Source organism: Bacilli bacterium (genome assembly GCA_036381315.1).
Classification (GTDB): Bacteria; Bacillota; Bacilli; order Paenibacillales; family KCTC-25726; genus DASVDB01.
In genome coordinates this window covers 1-15622 of record DASVDB010000108.1, presented here as the reverse complement: position 1 = coordinate 15622, position 15622 = coordinate 1, and the positions used below count along the sequence as shown (strand labels likewise).

Sequence of the window (15622 nt, the reverse complement as noted above, 5' to 3'; positions counted from 1 at the left end):
GAAACTCAGCCGTAACTCATCCGCAAAACCACGGTCGGTTTGCCGGCTTGCGGCTTTTTAGAAGGCTGATGAACACTCGGTCTGCTTGCCGGGTTGCAGCCTAGCCCGACTTGCGGCCATTAACGGTCATAGTAGGGTGCTTTCAGTTCTAACGGACGTGACAGAGGCTATTTTGTGTTTTACGCCCGGTTTTCCAGTTTAACGGACGTATGCGCGCTTATTCTAGCACTTTGTACGGTATTCAGGTAAAAATAAGGCGAATAGCCGCTGAGGCGTCCGTAAAAAATTTTTAAACAGCCTTTTTTCGGCAAATAGCCTCTGCTGCGTCCGTTATCGTTGGGCGGGGAGGGGAGCCAACGTTTTGGCGTTGCGTAAGGAGGCTGCCTCCCCGTTTTGGCGCTGTGCGGGGAGGGTTGTGCATGGAGGCGCCTCCCTATGTTTTAGGGTTGTGCAGTATCCAAGCGTGACAACTTTTGCAGCGAACATTCACTTCATGAGCGCAACAAGAAGCTGACTGCCCAAAGGCGGAGGATTGGGCCGCTTGGCGGCAACCCGCATGTTGGGTACAGCCGTTATTTCCCGAGCAATTGCAAATGTTTGCCGATATGATCGATCAGGGCTTGCTCATATTCCGCTTCAAATTGATCAAGCGTGCGGAAAAATTCGTCTTTAAACAGCGAATTGCCCTGATCATCCCGCGCCTGCAGCAAAATGCCGTACGTGATATGAATCAGTTGTCGGGCGTTATTGTCTTGCAAATAATCGGGAAGATCCGCATCAGCCACTTCCGAAAGCGGCTTGATCGCGTTCCAGTCCGTTGTAACATGATAATAGGAGAGCGCTTCGCCATAGCGTTCCCACGCGTAAGCATGCATGCGGCGGTACAGCGACGGATTCACTTTTGCCACCACCCGCATGGCTTCCAGCCAGTTGGTTCCCGCCGTTTTCAGGTGGAACCGGCCTTTCGTGTATTTGGCAATCAAGGAAAAGACGGCAAACTTGTCGCTGCCCGAATGGATGCTAAGCTTGTAGCCGAAATGATCGGCGATCGCGGCGTGTACGCTCAATTCTTGCTCAAACTGCGCAAGATTGCCGATATAGTCGATTCCTTTCTGGAACTCGCCGCAAAACCTCGGCGCCATGCTGTGAATGGCTACGCCGTCCGCATACAATTCGTTGGCGACAAGAAAATGGGCCGCCGGGTCGGTAGGCGTCAACGTTTCATCGATGGAAATTTCAAAGTCGATCATCCGCCCTGCCTTGGTTATATATTCAAAATATACTTTTTTCATAAAATCAATCGCGGCGCTGTATATCAGCACGTACTTCATTACGCTCGCTTGATCGAAAGCAAGCGGCGCACCGCCCACCTGAAACGTCTTGCCGGCATAGCGTTCTTCAAAATGCTTGCGCGTTGCGGCGGGCAAAAGATCGTATCGCGCGGCAATATCCGAAAGCGGCGAACCCGCGACGGTGTTGTCGATTTTCTCGGAGCAGTCCAGGGTCAGCATCGTAAAGCCCAGATCAAGCGACATTCTAATGTCGGATTCGGCCTTTAAATGATCGCCGTCCGCACCGAATCCGTCTTTGTAGCCTTCCTGAAACACGGCAAAAGAAGCCGCGTCCAGAACATCGTTGAATGTTCGTCCGGTCAGCGTAATTTCGCGGACGCTTTGTTGCGCCAAAATGGGCCGAATCGCTCTTCCCCGCACGGTCTTGATATGCCCGGGGGAAGCAACCCCTAAGCGGTCGCCCAAACCGATGGTGGCGATTTGCGTACCGAACGCTTGCGGGGCCGTATACGGAAAGTAGCGATTCAATACGAGCCGGTTGGCATGCGTGAGCGGACACAGTTTAAAATCATCTTGGGCTTCGCCGACTAACTCTCCGGCCAATATTCCATTGCCGACGACAAGCAGCTTCTTGGCCCCGTTCTCCTTGATCATCAGCAGTTTGTCATTGCCATAAGCCGCGAACGACTCGCGGTAAACCTTAATAGCGCCATACTGCGTTTTGTTAACCTGGTTTTGCCGGATGGCCTGCAGCAATTCGTTCATCGTTATGCTCCTTTCCCCGCTTTAAAATTGAAAATAGCGTTTTGCGTTGCCGTAACAAATATCCGCCACGATTCCGCCGAGCCAAGCCAAATCATTCGGCGCCTCTCCGTTTTCCGCCCATTCGCCCAGGAGACTGCACAAAATGCGCCGGAAATACTCATGGCGGGTATAAGAGAGGAAACTGCGGGAATCCGTAAGCATACCGACAAACCGGCTCAGCAAGCCGTTTTCGGCCAAGGCGTTCATCTGTTTCAACATGCCGCCTTTGGTGTCGTTGAACCACCATGCCGCGCCCAACTGCATTTTCCCGGGAATGCCGCCGCCCTGAAAACTCCCGATGAGCGAAGCGAGCACATCATTGTCGCGGGCATTAAGCGAGTATAAAATCGTCCGCGGCAGGGCATCGTCCTGATCGAGTTTGTCCAAAAGCCGTGTCAACGGCTCGGCAATCAGATTATCATGGATGGAATCGTAACCGGTATCCGGCCCCAGCTTGGCGAACATCCGCGTGTTGTTGTTGCGATGCGCATTGATATGCAACTGCATCGTCCAGTTCAATTCCGCATAACGCCGGCCGAGGAACAGCAGGGTGTACGTCTTGTACCGGTTTTCTTCTTCCCGGCTGATCGATTCGCCCCGCAACGCTTTGGCAAAAACTTCCGCCGCCTGCGCTTCGGTCGCTTCGGCATATGGCACATAGTCAAGCGCATGATCGGAAATTCGCCCGCCAACACGGTGGAAAAAGTCAAGACGCGCGTCGAGCGCCTGCAGCAGATCCGCATACGACGCAATATCCCCGCCGGCTGCTTCCCCCAACCTTTTAATCCACGGCAGAAACGTTTTGCGGTTGATTTCCAGCGCTTTATCCGGGCGGAATGAAGGCAGGACGCGAAATCCCAAATCGGCCGCTTCCTTAAGCTTTACGTGATATTCCAGCGAATCCGCCGGATCATCCGTTGTACACAAGACTTCCACGTTGGCGCGCCGGATCAAATCGCGCACGGAAAAACCCGGCTCATTCAATTTGGTATTGGCTTTTGCCCAAATTTGCGGCGCATTTTCCTCGTTAATCAGCTCATCAATGCCGAAAATTCGTTGCAATTCCAGATGGGACCAATGAAAGAGCGGATTGCCGAGTGTAGCGGGCACGGTTTTGGCCCAGGCAACAAACCGATCGTAATCGGAAACGCCCTCGCCGCCTGTCACCAGACATTCCGCAACGCCGTTCGCCCGCATCGCCCGCCATTTGTAATGATCGCCGTACAGCCAAACCTCGGCAAGATTGCGGAATTGCTTGTCATGGTAAATTTCCTGCGGACTTAAATGGCAATGATAGTCTATGATCGGCTGATTTTGCGCATAATTTTGAAAAAGCGCAACCGCCGTGTCATTCGTCAGCAAAAATCGGTCATCCAAAAACTGTTTCATGGGTTCACCGCCTTAACTTTTTGATAAAATCGCGTGAATACGCCATTTCCGACTCGGCGAGCCGCTCCAGGGTGATGTATATATGCGGCTTATATTCATTCGCCAGCTTTAAAAACAGCGCGTAATTCAAATGGCCTTTTCCAGCCGCTGCGATACGCAGGGTGCCGTCCTTTTCAACGACCACGTCTTTGGCGTGCAGGCTGACCATCCGCTCTCCGAGTTGAGCGAACGCCTCTTGCATTACCAAATCCTGTTCGGCAACATTATCCTTTGTTAAAACATTGCACGGATCGAATACCACGCCGAGCATGGACGACGGAACTTGCCGCAGGAGTTCGGCTAATGCCGCCGGAGAGCCGATCAAATGATTGTTGGCGGCTTCCAGACCGACGATTATCCCCCACTTCTCCGCTTCTTCCGCAATTTCTTCGACCGCTTCCTTAAGCCTTTGCCAGTTTTGCGCAAAATCGGTTCCGGGAGCGGGCACTCCGGACTCTGTCGCCACAATGGCCGCACCAAAGTGCCTGGCATGCCGAACATGTTCTTTGAAACGGTCGATATTGGCGCGATATTGCGTCCGATCGGAATCGAGCAAATTGACATAGCAGCCCAGCACCGGAATGCGCACGCCGTGCCTTGCAAACTGTTCGGCGATCGTGTTGGCCAAACCCGGGCTAAGTTTGCCTGGCCCGCAATCAAAATCGGACAGCGCTTTGGTTAATGCCAATTGCACGTAAGAAAATCCGCTGCGGCCAATTTTTTCGGCGAGCTTAGCACAGGGCAGCTTGCCGAAACAATGCGCCAACACCCCCAGGGACATGGCTTCCACCTCCACAATACCGCTTATTTAAAATAACAATTCGTCAATCCGCACCGGCCGGTTTTCCTTGACGGAGCGCCACACGGCTTCCCCCGTCGCGACGGAATAACTGCCGTCCGAACTGCCCGACAGGATCGGAAACGCCGCCCCGGGATCGGGACCCATAAACAAATCTTCCTGTATGGCCGAATCCCCGCCGCCATGGCCGCCGGCGCGTTTTACCACATGGATTGTTTCCTTGGAGCCGAATAACGGAAAATAATCGATTGTTTGTTCCGGAACCGGAAAAGGAACGCGGGAAGGCATATGATATTCCATCGTTTCCAGCCTGCCCTTTGTGCCGTTAATCGCCAGCCTGTAACCCTCGTAAGGGACGGAAAAATTGACGGAATAGCTGAGCAGGGCGCCTTTGCTGTATTTCACGGTGGCGGTGTATGTATCTTCGATTTGCACCGCGGAGTCGAATATGCACATATCGGGACGATAATCGGTATACTGTTCGCCTGCATATTCCGTAGGCAGCCCTTTTCCGATATGGTCGTCCTCAACCTTCATATTTCCGCTCCGGCCGCTCCACCGGCGGACATACGCGCAGTTATCCCGGTCGGGACAAGTGCTGCAATGCCTGCCGTCCGCTTTTCGCGGATTCCATTCGCTTTCGGGACCGTAATAATTCAAGGCGCCGAAAGCAAATACCTCCACCGGTGTTTGCCCGGTCCACCAATTGACAAGATCGAAATGATGCGAGCTTTTATGGATGGACAGTCCGCCGGAAAATTCCCGCAGGCGATTCCAGCGCATAAAATAACTGGAGCCATGATAAGTGTCGATATACCAGTTCAAATCAATATTCGTAATCCTGCCCAGTTTTCCTTGTAAAATCAGTTCCTTGATCTTAACATGAATAGGGGTATAGCGGTAATTGAACGTTACGGTAACTTTTCCTTTGCTTGTTTTTTCCGCTTCCATGATTTTGCGGCAATCGGCTGCTGTCGTGGCCATCGGTTTTTCCGAGATGACATCGAGATCATGCCACAAAGCCTGGATAATATAGTGCGCATGCGTATCATCCCGGCTCGCCACGATCACCGCGTCCGGTTTGGTTTCTGCAATCATTTGCGCGAATTGGTCCGGCGCATATTGTTTCACATCGCGCAATTGCGGACATCTCGCCTTGCACACCGCAAATCTGCGCGGATCAGCATCCAGCAGCGCAACAACTTCGCCGCGATCGGCGAATGTTTTGACAAGCGGGGTAATAAACATTCCGATAGCCCGATTGCTGACGCCGCAAACCGCATACCGTTTTACCAAAAAAATCGCACCTCCATTAAAATAACAACGTTGTTATTTTGAATTGTAAAAGATGCGCGCGCCGTTTGTCAACGAAATAATCGCGCACTTGACAAGCAAGGCCAAATCTTTTTTGATAAAGATATATTCGAAAAAAGGGGGCCCGACATGACAGTAACGATCAAAGATATTGCCGAACGGGCTGGCGTCAGTTTCTCCACGGTTTCGAAAGCGCTTCGCAACAGCCCTCTTGTGAAAGAAAGCACAAAGCAGAAAATTGTTGCGATTGCCGGGCAAATGGGCTATATCCCCAATATCGCCGCTCGCAAGCTGGTTTCCAACAAAAGCGGCTCATTTGGCGTTATTTGGCCGTCGCTGGAACGGATGACCCCTTCCGTTCTGATCACCAAAGTAAATGATTTACTGGAAGACCGGGGTTTTACGATGATGCTGTCCATTAACCGGTTCGAGACGGCGCTTGCCGCCTTCCACCGATTTAAGGTTGATGCGATTCTGCTTTTTTACGATCGTGATCAATCTTTGTTTAACAAGCATACGTTTGCTGCGCAGATTCCCGTGCTGTACTACGGGATCGCCGGCACGACGCCGTATCCGACAATCGATTGTGAACGTAAGACGGCCATAAATCTTGCCATACAGCATCTTGTTCAACTGGGCCACCAATCGATCGCTTATATCGGCAACCCGCCCTATACCGATCTACTGCAAATGGAGAAGGTCAATGCCTTTACGACACAAATGCGTAACGCGAGTTTGACCGGGAAAGTGATTCCGGTCGCCCGACTGGATTCCATCGACGGCTATCATGCCGCCAAGGCGCTCTTTCTTTCCGAAGAGCGTCCAACGGCAATGATTAGCGGCAGCTATGACCTGACGCGCGGCATTTTGCGCGCGGCGCACGAATTGGGCATACGCATCCCGGAGCAGCTTTCGCTCATCAGCTACGACAATATCCCGCAGATGGACGCTTTGGATATTCCCGTCAGCGCCGTTGGCGTGGAAATAAACACGATAGCGGAACAGATCGCCCGTTCGCTTGCCGATCTTGCCGAAGGTAAGCCGCATCCCGAAACGATTTCGCTTAAACCGGAAATCGTAATCCGGGCATCGACCGCGCGCGCATAACAGAGAAAAATCCCGCCCAAAGCAAGCGCTTCAGGCGAGATTTTGGCATAACAGCAATAGCTTAATCGAAAATCGCCCCGATATCCTGCCCATTAACGCCGGCGCCCTTCAAGTCGCTGCCTGACGCAAGCTTCAGGAAATTCCCGAGATTGGGCGAACCGTCGGCATTGCGGCTGACTGTCGGCGTCAAGCTGACGAAATCGGCCGCGCTTACGACCAGGCCTTTGCCGTTCGTGCTGGCGCCGTTTTTCCACCACACGTTCGAATTTTGCACATCGGTTCCACTTGTTTTATCGCTGGCATCGCCATCGAACGACAAATTGTTTATAAATTGATGCGTGCCTTCATTAAAGGCAAAATTGCTGCCCGCGTCGATTCCGTTATTCCAGGACGTATTGTTTTTCATTGTGATCGATCCGGGGTTGCTGTTGAACGTAAAGCCGTGTTTTTTGTTCATAAAGGCGACATTATTTTCCACGATGTGGTTCACCGGAATGTCGCTGCCGCCCAGTTTAAAGCCGTTGCCGTCGCTATCGGTGGTTGTGCCGCCGTCGGATGTTTGGCCGTTCCGGTAGGCGACGCTGTTTTTAATCGTAACGGGTCCGATCGGACCGGTATCCGACTTCGTGTAAAGATCCCATCCGTCATCCACGTTGTAAGCGGAGATGCACCCGTCGAAGACGTTGCCTACGCCCACGGTCAGTTTGGCGGCAAAGCCGTCGGCATCCTCGCCGTTGTCCGGATCGTAGTTATCGTGCGAATAGCTGTTTAATATCAGATTATAACTGGGCCAGTCGGCAATATTGGTAAGCGATGAACTGTAACGGGAGAGTTGCAGCCCCGTATCCCGGTTATGATGCGTTTCCACGTTCTCAATGATGTTATGACTGCCGCCGATAAAGATGCCGTTATCTCCTGCTCCCTTCACTTCTAGCCCCTTTACATGCCAGTAGTTTCCGTGCACCTGCAAACCGCGGTTGGATGAATCAAACGACTCCGCGGAAAAATCCAGCACGGGTTTTTCGCTGCCATACGCGAACAAATGCTTCAAATTGCCATTCGTGCCGCTGTTATCGTGTTCGATAATCACGGTTTGTGAAAAGTAATAAGTGCCGCCGCGCATATAGATCGTGCCTCCCGGGGCGACTCTCGTTATGGCGGAAGCAAGAGTCGTCGGGCTGCTGATGGTCCCGGGATTGCCGGAAGAACCATTCGGAGCGACATAAATCGCTCCCGATACAGGCGGGGGAGTCGGTGTTTGTGTCGGTGTTGGCGTTGGTGTCGGCGTAGGTGTTGGCGTAGGCGTTGGCGTCGGAGTAGGCGTAGAACCGCCGGCGTCGGACACGACAACGTCGTCGTATTTCGTAACCGTTTTGTAAGCGACGAGACCGATTCCGCCGGAAGCGATGCTGCTATCGGTAGCTTGCAATTCCAGATTGCCGTTGACATACATTTTCAGCGTCGAGCCGGACATTTCCAATTTAACGGTATACCAGGTGCCGGTCGCAAGCGTGTACGCCTTCGAGGCGAGCGTCGAACTGCTGCCGCTTACTTTTTTCCGCAGTTCCAGCTTGTTGCCACCCGTTAAGGACGCCGCATAATAATTGTTCCCGTCTCTATATCTGCCGTTCACGTAAGCCCTGTTGGAACCATTGAAGTTTTCCACCTTCACTTTTGCTTCCACGCTGTAATTGGTCCATGATTGACTGCCCGCACCGATACGCCCTTCATTCGTGCTGGACGAGTACAGGACGTAGTTGCCGTTGTCGGAAACGACCGACCAATCGTCGTATTTTGTGCCTCCCGCCGTCCATCCGTTGGCGTTGCCGTCGTTGAAATCGTCGCTGAACAAAGTTGCCGCGCTGGCCGGATAAATCGCGAACAAGGACAATGCGAGCACAAGACTCAGGCAAAGAGCGAAGTGACGTTTGAAAAGCTTCCTTCTCATGTCATTTACCTCCGTTTCTTTTCATTTTTTTTTGCAATACTGTGGTCCAAACACTCCTTTTCGCGTCCATCAGAGGAGTCGCATAATACCACCTCCCATGGAAATTTGCGTTGCACCTTAAGAATATAAAATTTTACTGAATTTTACTTCGCAAAAATCAGACTGTTTTTTAGAAAAATCAGACTTGACCGGACATCGCGCTTGGCTATGTTCCGCCTTTTCTCATTCGCTTCGCTGGCGGGGCCATACCAACCTTGCATACTCTTTCGGCGTTGTTCCGGTGTGCTTTTTAAAGGCGACGCTAAAATATTGCGGATTATTGCCGAATCCCACTCTCTCGGCAAGTTCGCTGATTCTGACCGTTTCCGCGGATTGCAGCAAATGAATCGCCCGTTTGATTCGAGCCTGCATCACATATTCCGAAAACTTCATTCCGGTTTCCAGCCTAAACAACCTTCCCAGGTAATCCGGATTCATGTAAAACACTTTGCGGGCAAGGCGCGACAACGTTAACGCTTCATCTTGCAGGTGCGCTTCGACATAATCCATGACCCGGCGAATCAGCTCGCGATGATTCGGCTTGCCAAACGTCTCGTCATTCGCCGCTTGAACGGTTCGTTTCGCGCACGGCTTGCACAAATAATGTTTGGCGACAAACTGTTTCGCTCGCCAGCCATAACCCGATTCCGCGTGATCACGAACGATTATGCCGTCGAGGCGAATCTCCGGCGTCCCGGCCGCAGGCTCAAAGCCGCCCGTTTCCGGCATATTCAAATCGGCTATGACGATTTGCACGATTTGGGTCGGAACAAATACGTACATCTTTCGGCCCTCGCGCGTTTTTTCGACCAATACCGGCTTAAGCCGTTCCCAATCAATCACAGACGCGATGCCGGCAAACAAAATTTTCCCTTCATTCACGAACTGTACGGCAAACATTCGTCCCCCTCCCTGGCAAATGAACATTCAAAAAAACCGAGTTGGTACGGCTGTTTTTAACCTCCCTCCCTTCACCCGTTAATTGTCTGCAGCGTATTTCCGCCTAATCCGCAACGAGCCATGCAAGCGAGCGCCTGCCGGAAAACTCATGCTTGCCCGGAAAAATATCGAGCGCCAACTGCCGTTCGGCATGATAATGCCGATAAATCTCCGTTAGCCGGGAATATGCTTGCCGAACATGCTTTACCGGGAAAAGCGGATCGTTTGCGCCCGCCTCCACAAACAACGGTCTGGGGGCGATCAGGCCGATGATGTCCGGCATTTCCGCAAGCTTAAGAATTCCGGGAATATAATTGTCCAAACAATGGCGAACGGACATGATGCTGCCCTGAAACGTGTTGGTATAACCAGAAATCACCGTTTTACAAATTCGCTTATCCAAAGCGGACACAAGCGCGGCGATCATCCCGCCGCCGGAAAAACCAACGCAGCCGATCCGCCGGGCTTGTCCCCCCGTCAATTCCGGCAACAGATCAATGGCACGTCTCGCTTCGAACACCCTTAGCCCGGCAAGCGTCTTCCCGCACAACAGCAATTGTGTCGCCAGCGAATAGCACGAATAGCGCTCCTCGCCCGCAAACGCTCTTTCCTTCCACCTCCTTGTGCCAAAGCCGAGCATTTCCGGCGCGATCACGATATGGCCCATCATGGCCAGTTTATGGGCAAAATATCGGCTATCTCCCGCTTCCGCGGGCTGCTCCGCGCCCTCATGACTGATGCCAACCACTTCTTTATGGCCGTCACCGTGGCCGTGCAGCGCAAGGATGGCCATGGGATTCGGAGCGAGACGATCGGGAAGCAAAAGATAGGCGGTCGCGCGCAAATGCTCGGCAGTGGAATAGGCAATCAATTTTCGCGTATAGGAGTGTATATGCACGGATTCAAGCGTTGATGGCGCCATAGCGGGGAACTGTGCGGAAAACTTCCCCAATAATTGGGGAAGCTTACGCAGCAGCATCGTTCGGTACGAATGCCACCCTGCGGCGGACAATTTGTTATTGCGTTCCTCCAGAAGCTCGTGAGCGATCTTCGCAAAAAAGGTATCCGGGTGCCCGTCCATCATGTCGCCGCCTTCAATGCAAGGCTTTCTTTCGCTTTGTCCAGTTCCAGACAAGCAAGCACAAATGCGCCGACGCCATGCAAATCGTTGCTGCTTACGGGGCGGGTTACATAATTCCGATAGTCGCCGGCGGAAGTGCCAATGCAAATATCGGGCAGCACAAAATGGTTTTGTTCATCCTTATATACTTTACGAAGCAATCCGGCAAATCCGGCGTTAGCGGCAGCCAGGCAACGCTCATCGGCGCATTGCAGGCGGACCGCTTTGGCGATCGCATAGATGAACAAAGCGGAGCAAGAGGTTTCCAACCAGTTGTCCGGCTCGTTTCCTTTATCCAACACCTGGTACCATAACCCGGAAGGCTGATCCTGATAACGGATCAACGACTTAATGAGTTCCCTGAAAGCTTCGGCCAATTCATCACGCCCGCGAGCGCCCTTGGGAACATATTCAAGTATATCGGCGACAGCCGCCGCATACCAGCCCACCGATCTGCCCCAAAATTCCGGCGAGCAGCCCGTTTCGGGATGCGCCCAGGGAGCCTTGCGGCTTTCATCCCACGCATGGTACAGAAGCCCCGTCGCATGATCTTTCATGTGCGAGCGCATCAGCTTTTCCTGATGCAGAACCTCTTCATACAAGTTTGTTTGTCCAAAACAATCGGCAAAAACAACGGCAAACACGCCGCCCATATACAAACCGTCCAGCCACATTTGGTTCGGATATTTGTCCTTGTGCCAAAAGCCGCCTTCGGAGGTGCGATTCAGCGTCCCAAGCAGATTGCATAATTTCTCTGCGGCGAGACGATATTTCCGCTCTCCGGTCCGCTGATAAATCGGAAACAGCAACAGGCCCGCCTGGATGGCGTCAAGCTCGTCACGCGCGAACAAAAAACTGCCGTTGTCGTCAACCAGATGATCCACGTAAGCTTTCGCGTACTGGAAATAGCGTTCCTCCTTGGTTCGTTCCCATAAGCGCATCATGCCGTGCAAAAACACTCCCTGATGATAATGCCAACGGTTTGCCGGCGGCAGTTCATAAGGCGCATATCGGGCGATTAACGTATCACACGCGCTTTTGGCCCATAATAGTAACGTTTGCTCATTTTCTCTCATATCCGGGTTCATTTCAGCAAATCCTCCCTGAGCGGCGTAAACACATCCAGCAATATGCTTTCTTCCAGCGCCTTTACACCATGGCGCAATCCGCTTGGAATGATAACGGTGTCACCCGCTTGCACAAGGCGGGATACCCCGTCGATGCGAAACTGAAGCTTGCCTTTTAAACAATACGATAATTGTTCATGCGGATGGCTGTGTTCGGTTCCTTCCGCACCGGGGGCAAAATGCACTTCCATCATCATGATATTGGCTCCCGGCGGGTGAATAAGACGTTTTACCCCGGGCTCGGCATTTTCCCATTTCCCAACTCCCATCGCTGTTCCCCCCGTTTTTTTAGGCTGCTTTCATGTTTATGCCCGCGCATTATTTTCCAACAATTTGTAAAACGCGGCGGCTTCCGGCAGCGGCGGCGGCGCAAGGTTCGCCAGCTTGTAACATTGCAAGCGCAGCAAATGCGCCTGCGTGCCCGCGTTCATATCTCCCTCATAGAGCCCCAGGCTTAAACGGACTGGTTTGGGCATGACGGGATAAAATTCCCCGTTTTTGACCTGGGCGACATTCGGTGCAGACGGGGAATTCCCGATTTCCCGGGAAAAGCCGCCATCCGGCCGTTTCAGCCGCGCCATGTTGGAAACCGTAATGTCAATAATTTCATACAGTTCATGCAAAGGAATCTGAACCCGCAAATAGGTAAGCAGATTAATCGGATTGCGGATGTAACACATATCCGTCGCATTTTCCGTGCGCAAGCAATTGAGAATGCTTTGGTAAATGCTTTCGGCATGAGGCATGGGACGATTGAATTTGCCATAAAACGTATGCAGCTTGAATGTGCCGGAGATGCGGCAGTATAAACTGCCATCCCCCCAAAGGCCCGTCTGCGGGTGTTGAATTTCGGCAAAATAGTCTAACGCCGTGCGAATGTATTCCGTTTTTTCCGGCCCGGGAAGCTGCGCCACATACGGACCGGACGAAGCCATGCGGTCGCACCCGCGCCAACTGTTGCGCAGATCGATGTCGCGCAGCCACTTGGCATATGACGCAACGGAAGCGAGATAGTCCGGCGCCGCAGAGGCTTGCACCGGCAAAGCGTAAAGCGGCGGCGCGCCCAATTTTTGCAGCGAACCGGTCGCATACGCGATGGCCCGCGACACCATGACTTCATCTTTTCGCATCAGCGGATCGCGGTCATAAAAATATCCGCTCGCCGGATCTTGCTTCGCTTGAAAAAAACGGACGAGCCGTTCCTTCAGCCATTCCGGAATAGCCGCAATAAGCCCGTTTCGCTCCAAAATGTTGAGCGCCTGCGCCGTCGACTCGATATCCGCCGCCAATGCTGCCGAAAGCCTGGAACTTGCGGCATAAAAAAAGCCGCCGCTGGCAAAGTCATATTGCTTGGCCAGCCATGGGAAAAATCCTGCGAATAATTGATCCATACGGCGCAGAGGAACGGTGAAATCATATTCATACTGCTGCATCCGATTGTTCCCTCCAAGCGGCTTGGAAAACGCTTTGCGCCCGGTCCGTCAACCTTTCAACGAACCGATCAGCGCGCCTTTCGTGAAATATTTCTGCAAAAACGGATAAACGAGCAAGATCGGCAACGTGGCAATAAAGATTGCCGCCATTTTTACGGATTGCGCGGGAGGCGGAACCTCGTCAACCGCCGTATTGTCCACACTCAAACCGTCGGCAACGATGACGATTTGCCGCAAAATGACCTGAATCGGCCACTTGTCGGAATCGTTCAGATAGAGGATTGCCGGGATATAACTGTTCCAATAATAAACCGCGTAAAATAGCGACACGGTAGCCAAAGCGGGCAGCGAGAGGGGAAGAACAATTTTGAACAATATGCCGAAATCCGAACAACCGTCAATTTTGGCCGATTCCTCCAAGCCTTCCGGCAGCGCCATAAAAAAGGTTCGCAGGATAATCATATTCATGGCATTGACCGTAACGGGCAGGATAAGCGACCAATAAGAATCAATCAGCCCGACCTCTTTTACAACCAGGAACGTGGGAATCAGGAATCCGTGGAACAATAAAGTAAATACGACCAGAAACATGATGGTTCGTTTCCCGTCCAAATCCCGGCGGGTCAAACCGTAGGACATCAGACAGGTAATGAACATGCTAAACAGCGTGCCGACAACCGTTATCCCTACGGAATTGGCGATTGAACGCAAAAATGTGCTTGTGGAAAAAATATAATCGTATGCCGCGAAGCTCCATTCGCTGGGAAAAAGGACAAAACCTTTGCGGGCAATTTCCGCTGTCGTCGTGAAAGAACTGGCAACCACATCGATAAACGGCAGAATTGTAACCAAGCCGATCAACACAAGAAGGGTATAGTTCACCACGCTGAAAGTACGACTCAAAAGTGTTTTGCTTTCTACCAATTCTCTCCCCTCCTTTAGAAGATGCCTTCTTCTTTAAACAGTTTTGCCAGCCAGTTGGCTACAACCACCAGGATAAGGCCCACTGCCGACCGGAAAAATCCGACTGCCGTCGTATAGCTGAATTGCTGCTGCAGCAAACCTACCGTATACATATATGTGTCGTAAATTTCTCCGACATGCCGATTCATGGCGTTCAAGAGCAAATAGACATGCTCAAAGCCGACTTCCAGCACATTTCCCATTCTGAGGAGCAGCATGATCACGATGACGTTGCGAATCGACGGCAACGTAATGTGCCACATTTGTTTAAATCGCCCGGCGCCGTCCATATGCGCCGCTTCGTATAGCTGCGGATCAACGCCCGCCATGGCCGCCAAATAAATAATCGTGCCCCAGCCCGCCTCACGCCAAATATTTTGCAAAATATACATCGGGCGAAACCATCGCGGGTCGAGGAAAAAGTTGATTTTTTCATATCCGGCTTCCGCCAAAAGATTGTTCACAATGCCGTTGTCCACCGACAAGAGGACAAAACTGATCGAGACAACGATAACCCAGGACATGAAATAAGGCAGATAAACAATGGATTGAATCGTTCGTTTGAAAATCTGCACCCGCACTTCATTCAACATTAACGCCAGAATAATCGGAATCGGAAAGTAAATGGTAATATTTAAAACAAACAGAACAAGCGTATTTTTCGTAATTGTCCAAAACCATGGATCATTAAACAACCTGTGGAATTGCGCAAATCCAACCCAATCGCTTTTTAGCACGCCCAGGTACGGCTTATATTCCTGAAACGCGATAATCAGCCCATACATGGGAATGTATTTAAAAACAATGAAGTAGAGGAGACCCGGAAGAATCATCAGATACATCCACTTGTTGCGCAGGATCCGTTTGCGCGTCTCCTTTTTCCTTTGCTGTTTAAGCTCGGGCAAACTTTCTGCAATAGCCAGGTTCATATTCCAAAACCCCTTTGGTTCGACTTCGCTGAGATAGGTTGAACATAAAAGGCTGCCAATTGTTAGCAGCCTTTTATGCTACATGATTAGCGCGACTTATTAACCTTTGCTTTTTTGATAGGATTCGTTTATTTCTTGAATGACCTGGTCTCCGCCTTGCTTTTTCCATTTTTCAATTTCCGCCTGGAATCCGTTTAAGTCGATGTCGCCAAGAATATACTTGTAGGTGGCGTCATTGATAATTTGTTGCAGTTGCGTGCCTTTTTCCGCCAATGTTTTGGAATCGAGCGCGGCAGCCGGGTCATTGATCATGTATTTCAAATTGTCAATCTTCTGTTCCGTGGCATGAACCATTGCCGGAATGGACTCGTAACCTTCAT

General features: G+C 51.6%; 14 protein-coding genes and 1 pseudogene. 1 reads left to right on the top strand and 14 read right to left on the bottom strand.

Going from position 1 to position 15622, the window contains the following annotated elements; all coding sequences use genetic code 11:
* Positions 1-572: 572 nt before the first annotated feature.
* Genes VF260_07955 through VF260_07940 form a run of 4 tightly spaced genes read right to left on the bottom strand, consistent with a single transcriptional unit; the run spans position 573 to position 5619 of the window.
* The gene (locus tag VF260_07955) at positions 573-2057 is read right to left on the bottom strand and encodes a tagaturonate epimerase family protein (protein HEX7057112.1); all 1485 of its coding nucleotides are present in this window, start codon (positions 2055-2057) and stop codon (positions 573-575) included.
* A gap of 21 nt (positions 2058-2078) precedes the next feature.
* Complete coding sequence (uxaC, locus tag VF260_07950; GenBank protein ID HEX7057111.1) at positions 2079-3485, bottom strand: glucuronate isomerase; 1407 nt, start codon at positions 3483-3485, stop codon at positions 2079-2081.
* A 4-nt stretch (positions 3486-3489) separates the two neighbouring features.
* On the bottom strand, positions 3490-4305 hold the full coding sequence (locus tag VF260_07945) for a sugar phosphate isomerase/epimerase (GenBank protein ID HEX7057110.1): 816 nt from the start codon (positions 4303-4305) through the stop codon (positions 3490-3492).
* Positions 4306-4332: 27 nt separating this feature from the next.
* On the bottom strand, positions 4333-5619 hold the full coding sequence (locus VF260_07940) for a Gfo/Idh/MocA family oxidoreductase (protein HEX7057109.1): 1287 nt from the start codon (positions 5617-5619) through the stop codon (positions 4333-4335).
* 147 nt (positions 5620-5766) lie between these two features.
* On the opposite strand from VF260_07940, the gene VF260_07935 reads away from it, so the two are divergent.
* Positions 5767-6744, top strand: coding sequence for a LacI family DNA-binding transcriptional regulator (locus VF260_07935; protein HEX7057108.1), 978 nt, complete (start codon positions 5767-5769; stop codon positions 6742-6744).
* 61 nt (positions 6745-6805) lie between these two features.
* On the opposite strand, the gene VF260_07930 is transcribed toward VF260_07935, so the two are convergent.
* The 10 genes and pseudogenes from VF260_07930 to VF260_07885 form a co-directional block, all read right to left on the bottom strand.
* Positions 6806-7972, bottom strand: a complete 1167-nt coding sequence (locus VF260_07930; GenBank protein ID HEX7057107.1) for a right-handed parallel beta-helix repeat-containing protein — start codon at positions 7970-7972, stop codon at positions 6806-6808.
* Positions 7973-8101: 129 nt separating this feature from the next.
* A pseudogene (locus tag VF260_07925) lies at positions 8102-8692 on the bottom strand (LamG-like jellyroll fold domain-containing protein).
* Positions 8693-8914: 222 nt separating this feature from the next.
* Entirely contained in the window at positions 8915-9631 is a 717-nt protein-coding gene (locus VF260_07920) for a helix-turn-helix domain-containing protein (protein ID HEX7057106.1), read from the bottom strand.
* Positions 9632-9734: 103 nt separating this feature from the next.
* On the bottom strand, positions 9735-10754 hold the full coding sequence (locus tag VF260_07915; GenBank protein ID HEX7057105.1) for an alpha/beta hydrolase family protein: 1020 nt from the start codon (positions 10752-10754) through the stop codon (positions 9735-9737).
* Positions 10751-11878, bottom strand: coding sequence for a glycoside hydrolase family 88 protein (locus tag VF260_07910; GenBank protein ID HEX7057104.1), 1128 nt, complete (start codon positions 11876-11878; stop codon positions 10751-10753). Before VF260_07910 ends, VF260_07915 begins: the two co-directional genes overlap by 4 nt.
* Complete coding sequence (locus VF260_07905; protein HEX7057103.1) at positions 11875-12186, bottom strand: cupin domain-containing protein; 312 nt, start codon at positions 12184-12186, stop codon at positions 11875-11877. The genes VF260_07910 and VF260_07905 overlap by 4 nt, the downstream gene beginning before the upstream one ends.
* A 36-nt stretch (positions 12187-12222) precedes the next feature.
* On the bottom strand, positions 12223-13350 hold the full coding sequence (locus VF260_07900; protein ID HEX7057102.1) for a hypothetical protein: 1128 nt from the start codon (positions 13348-13350) through the stop codon (positions 12223-12225).
* Positions 13351-13398: 48 nt separating this feature from the next.
* Positions 13399-14274, bottom strand: a complete 876-nt coding sequence (locus tag VF260_07895) for a carbohydrate ABC transporter permease (GenBank protein ID HEX7057101.1) — start codon at positions 14272-14274, stop codon at positions 13399-13401.
* 14 nt (positions 14275-14288) lie between these two features.
* Positions 14289-15242: a sugar ABC transporter permease gene (locus tag VF260_07890; GenBank protein ID HEX7057100.1), complete on the bottom strand. Its 954-nt coding sequence runs from the start codon at positions 15240-15242 to the stop codon at positions 14289-14291.
* Between the two features lie 99 nt (positions 15243-15341).
* The coding region (locus tag VF260_07885; GenBank protein ID HEX7057099.1) for an ABC transporter substrate-binding protein at positions 15342-15622 on the bottom strand (281 nt) is incomplete at its 5' end.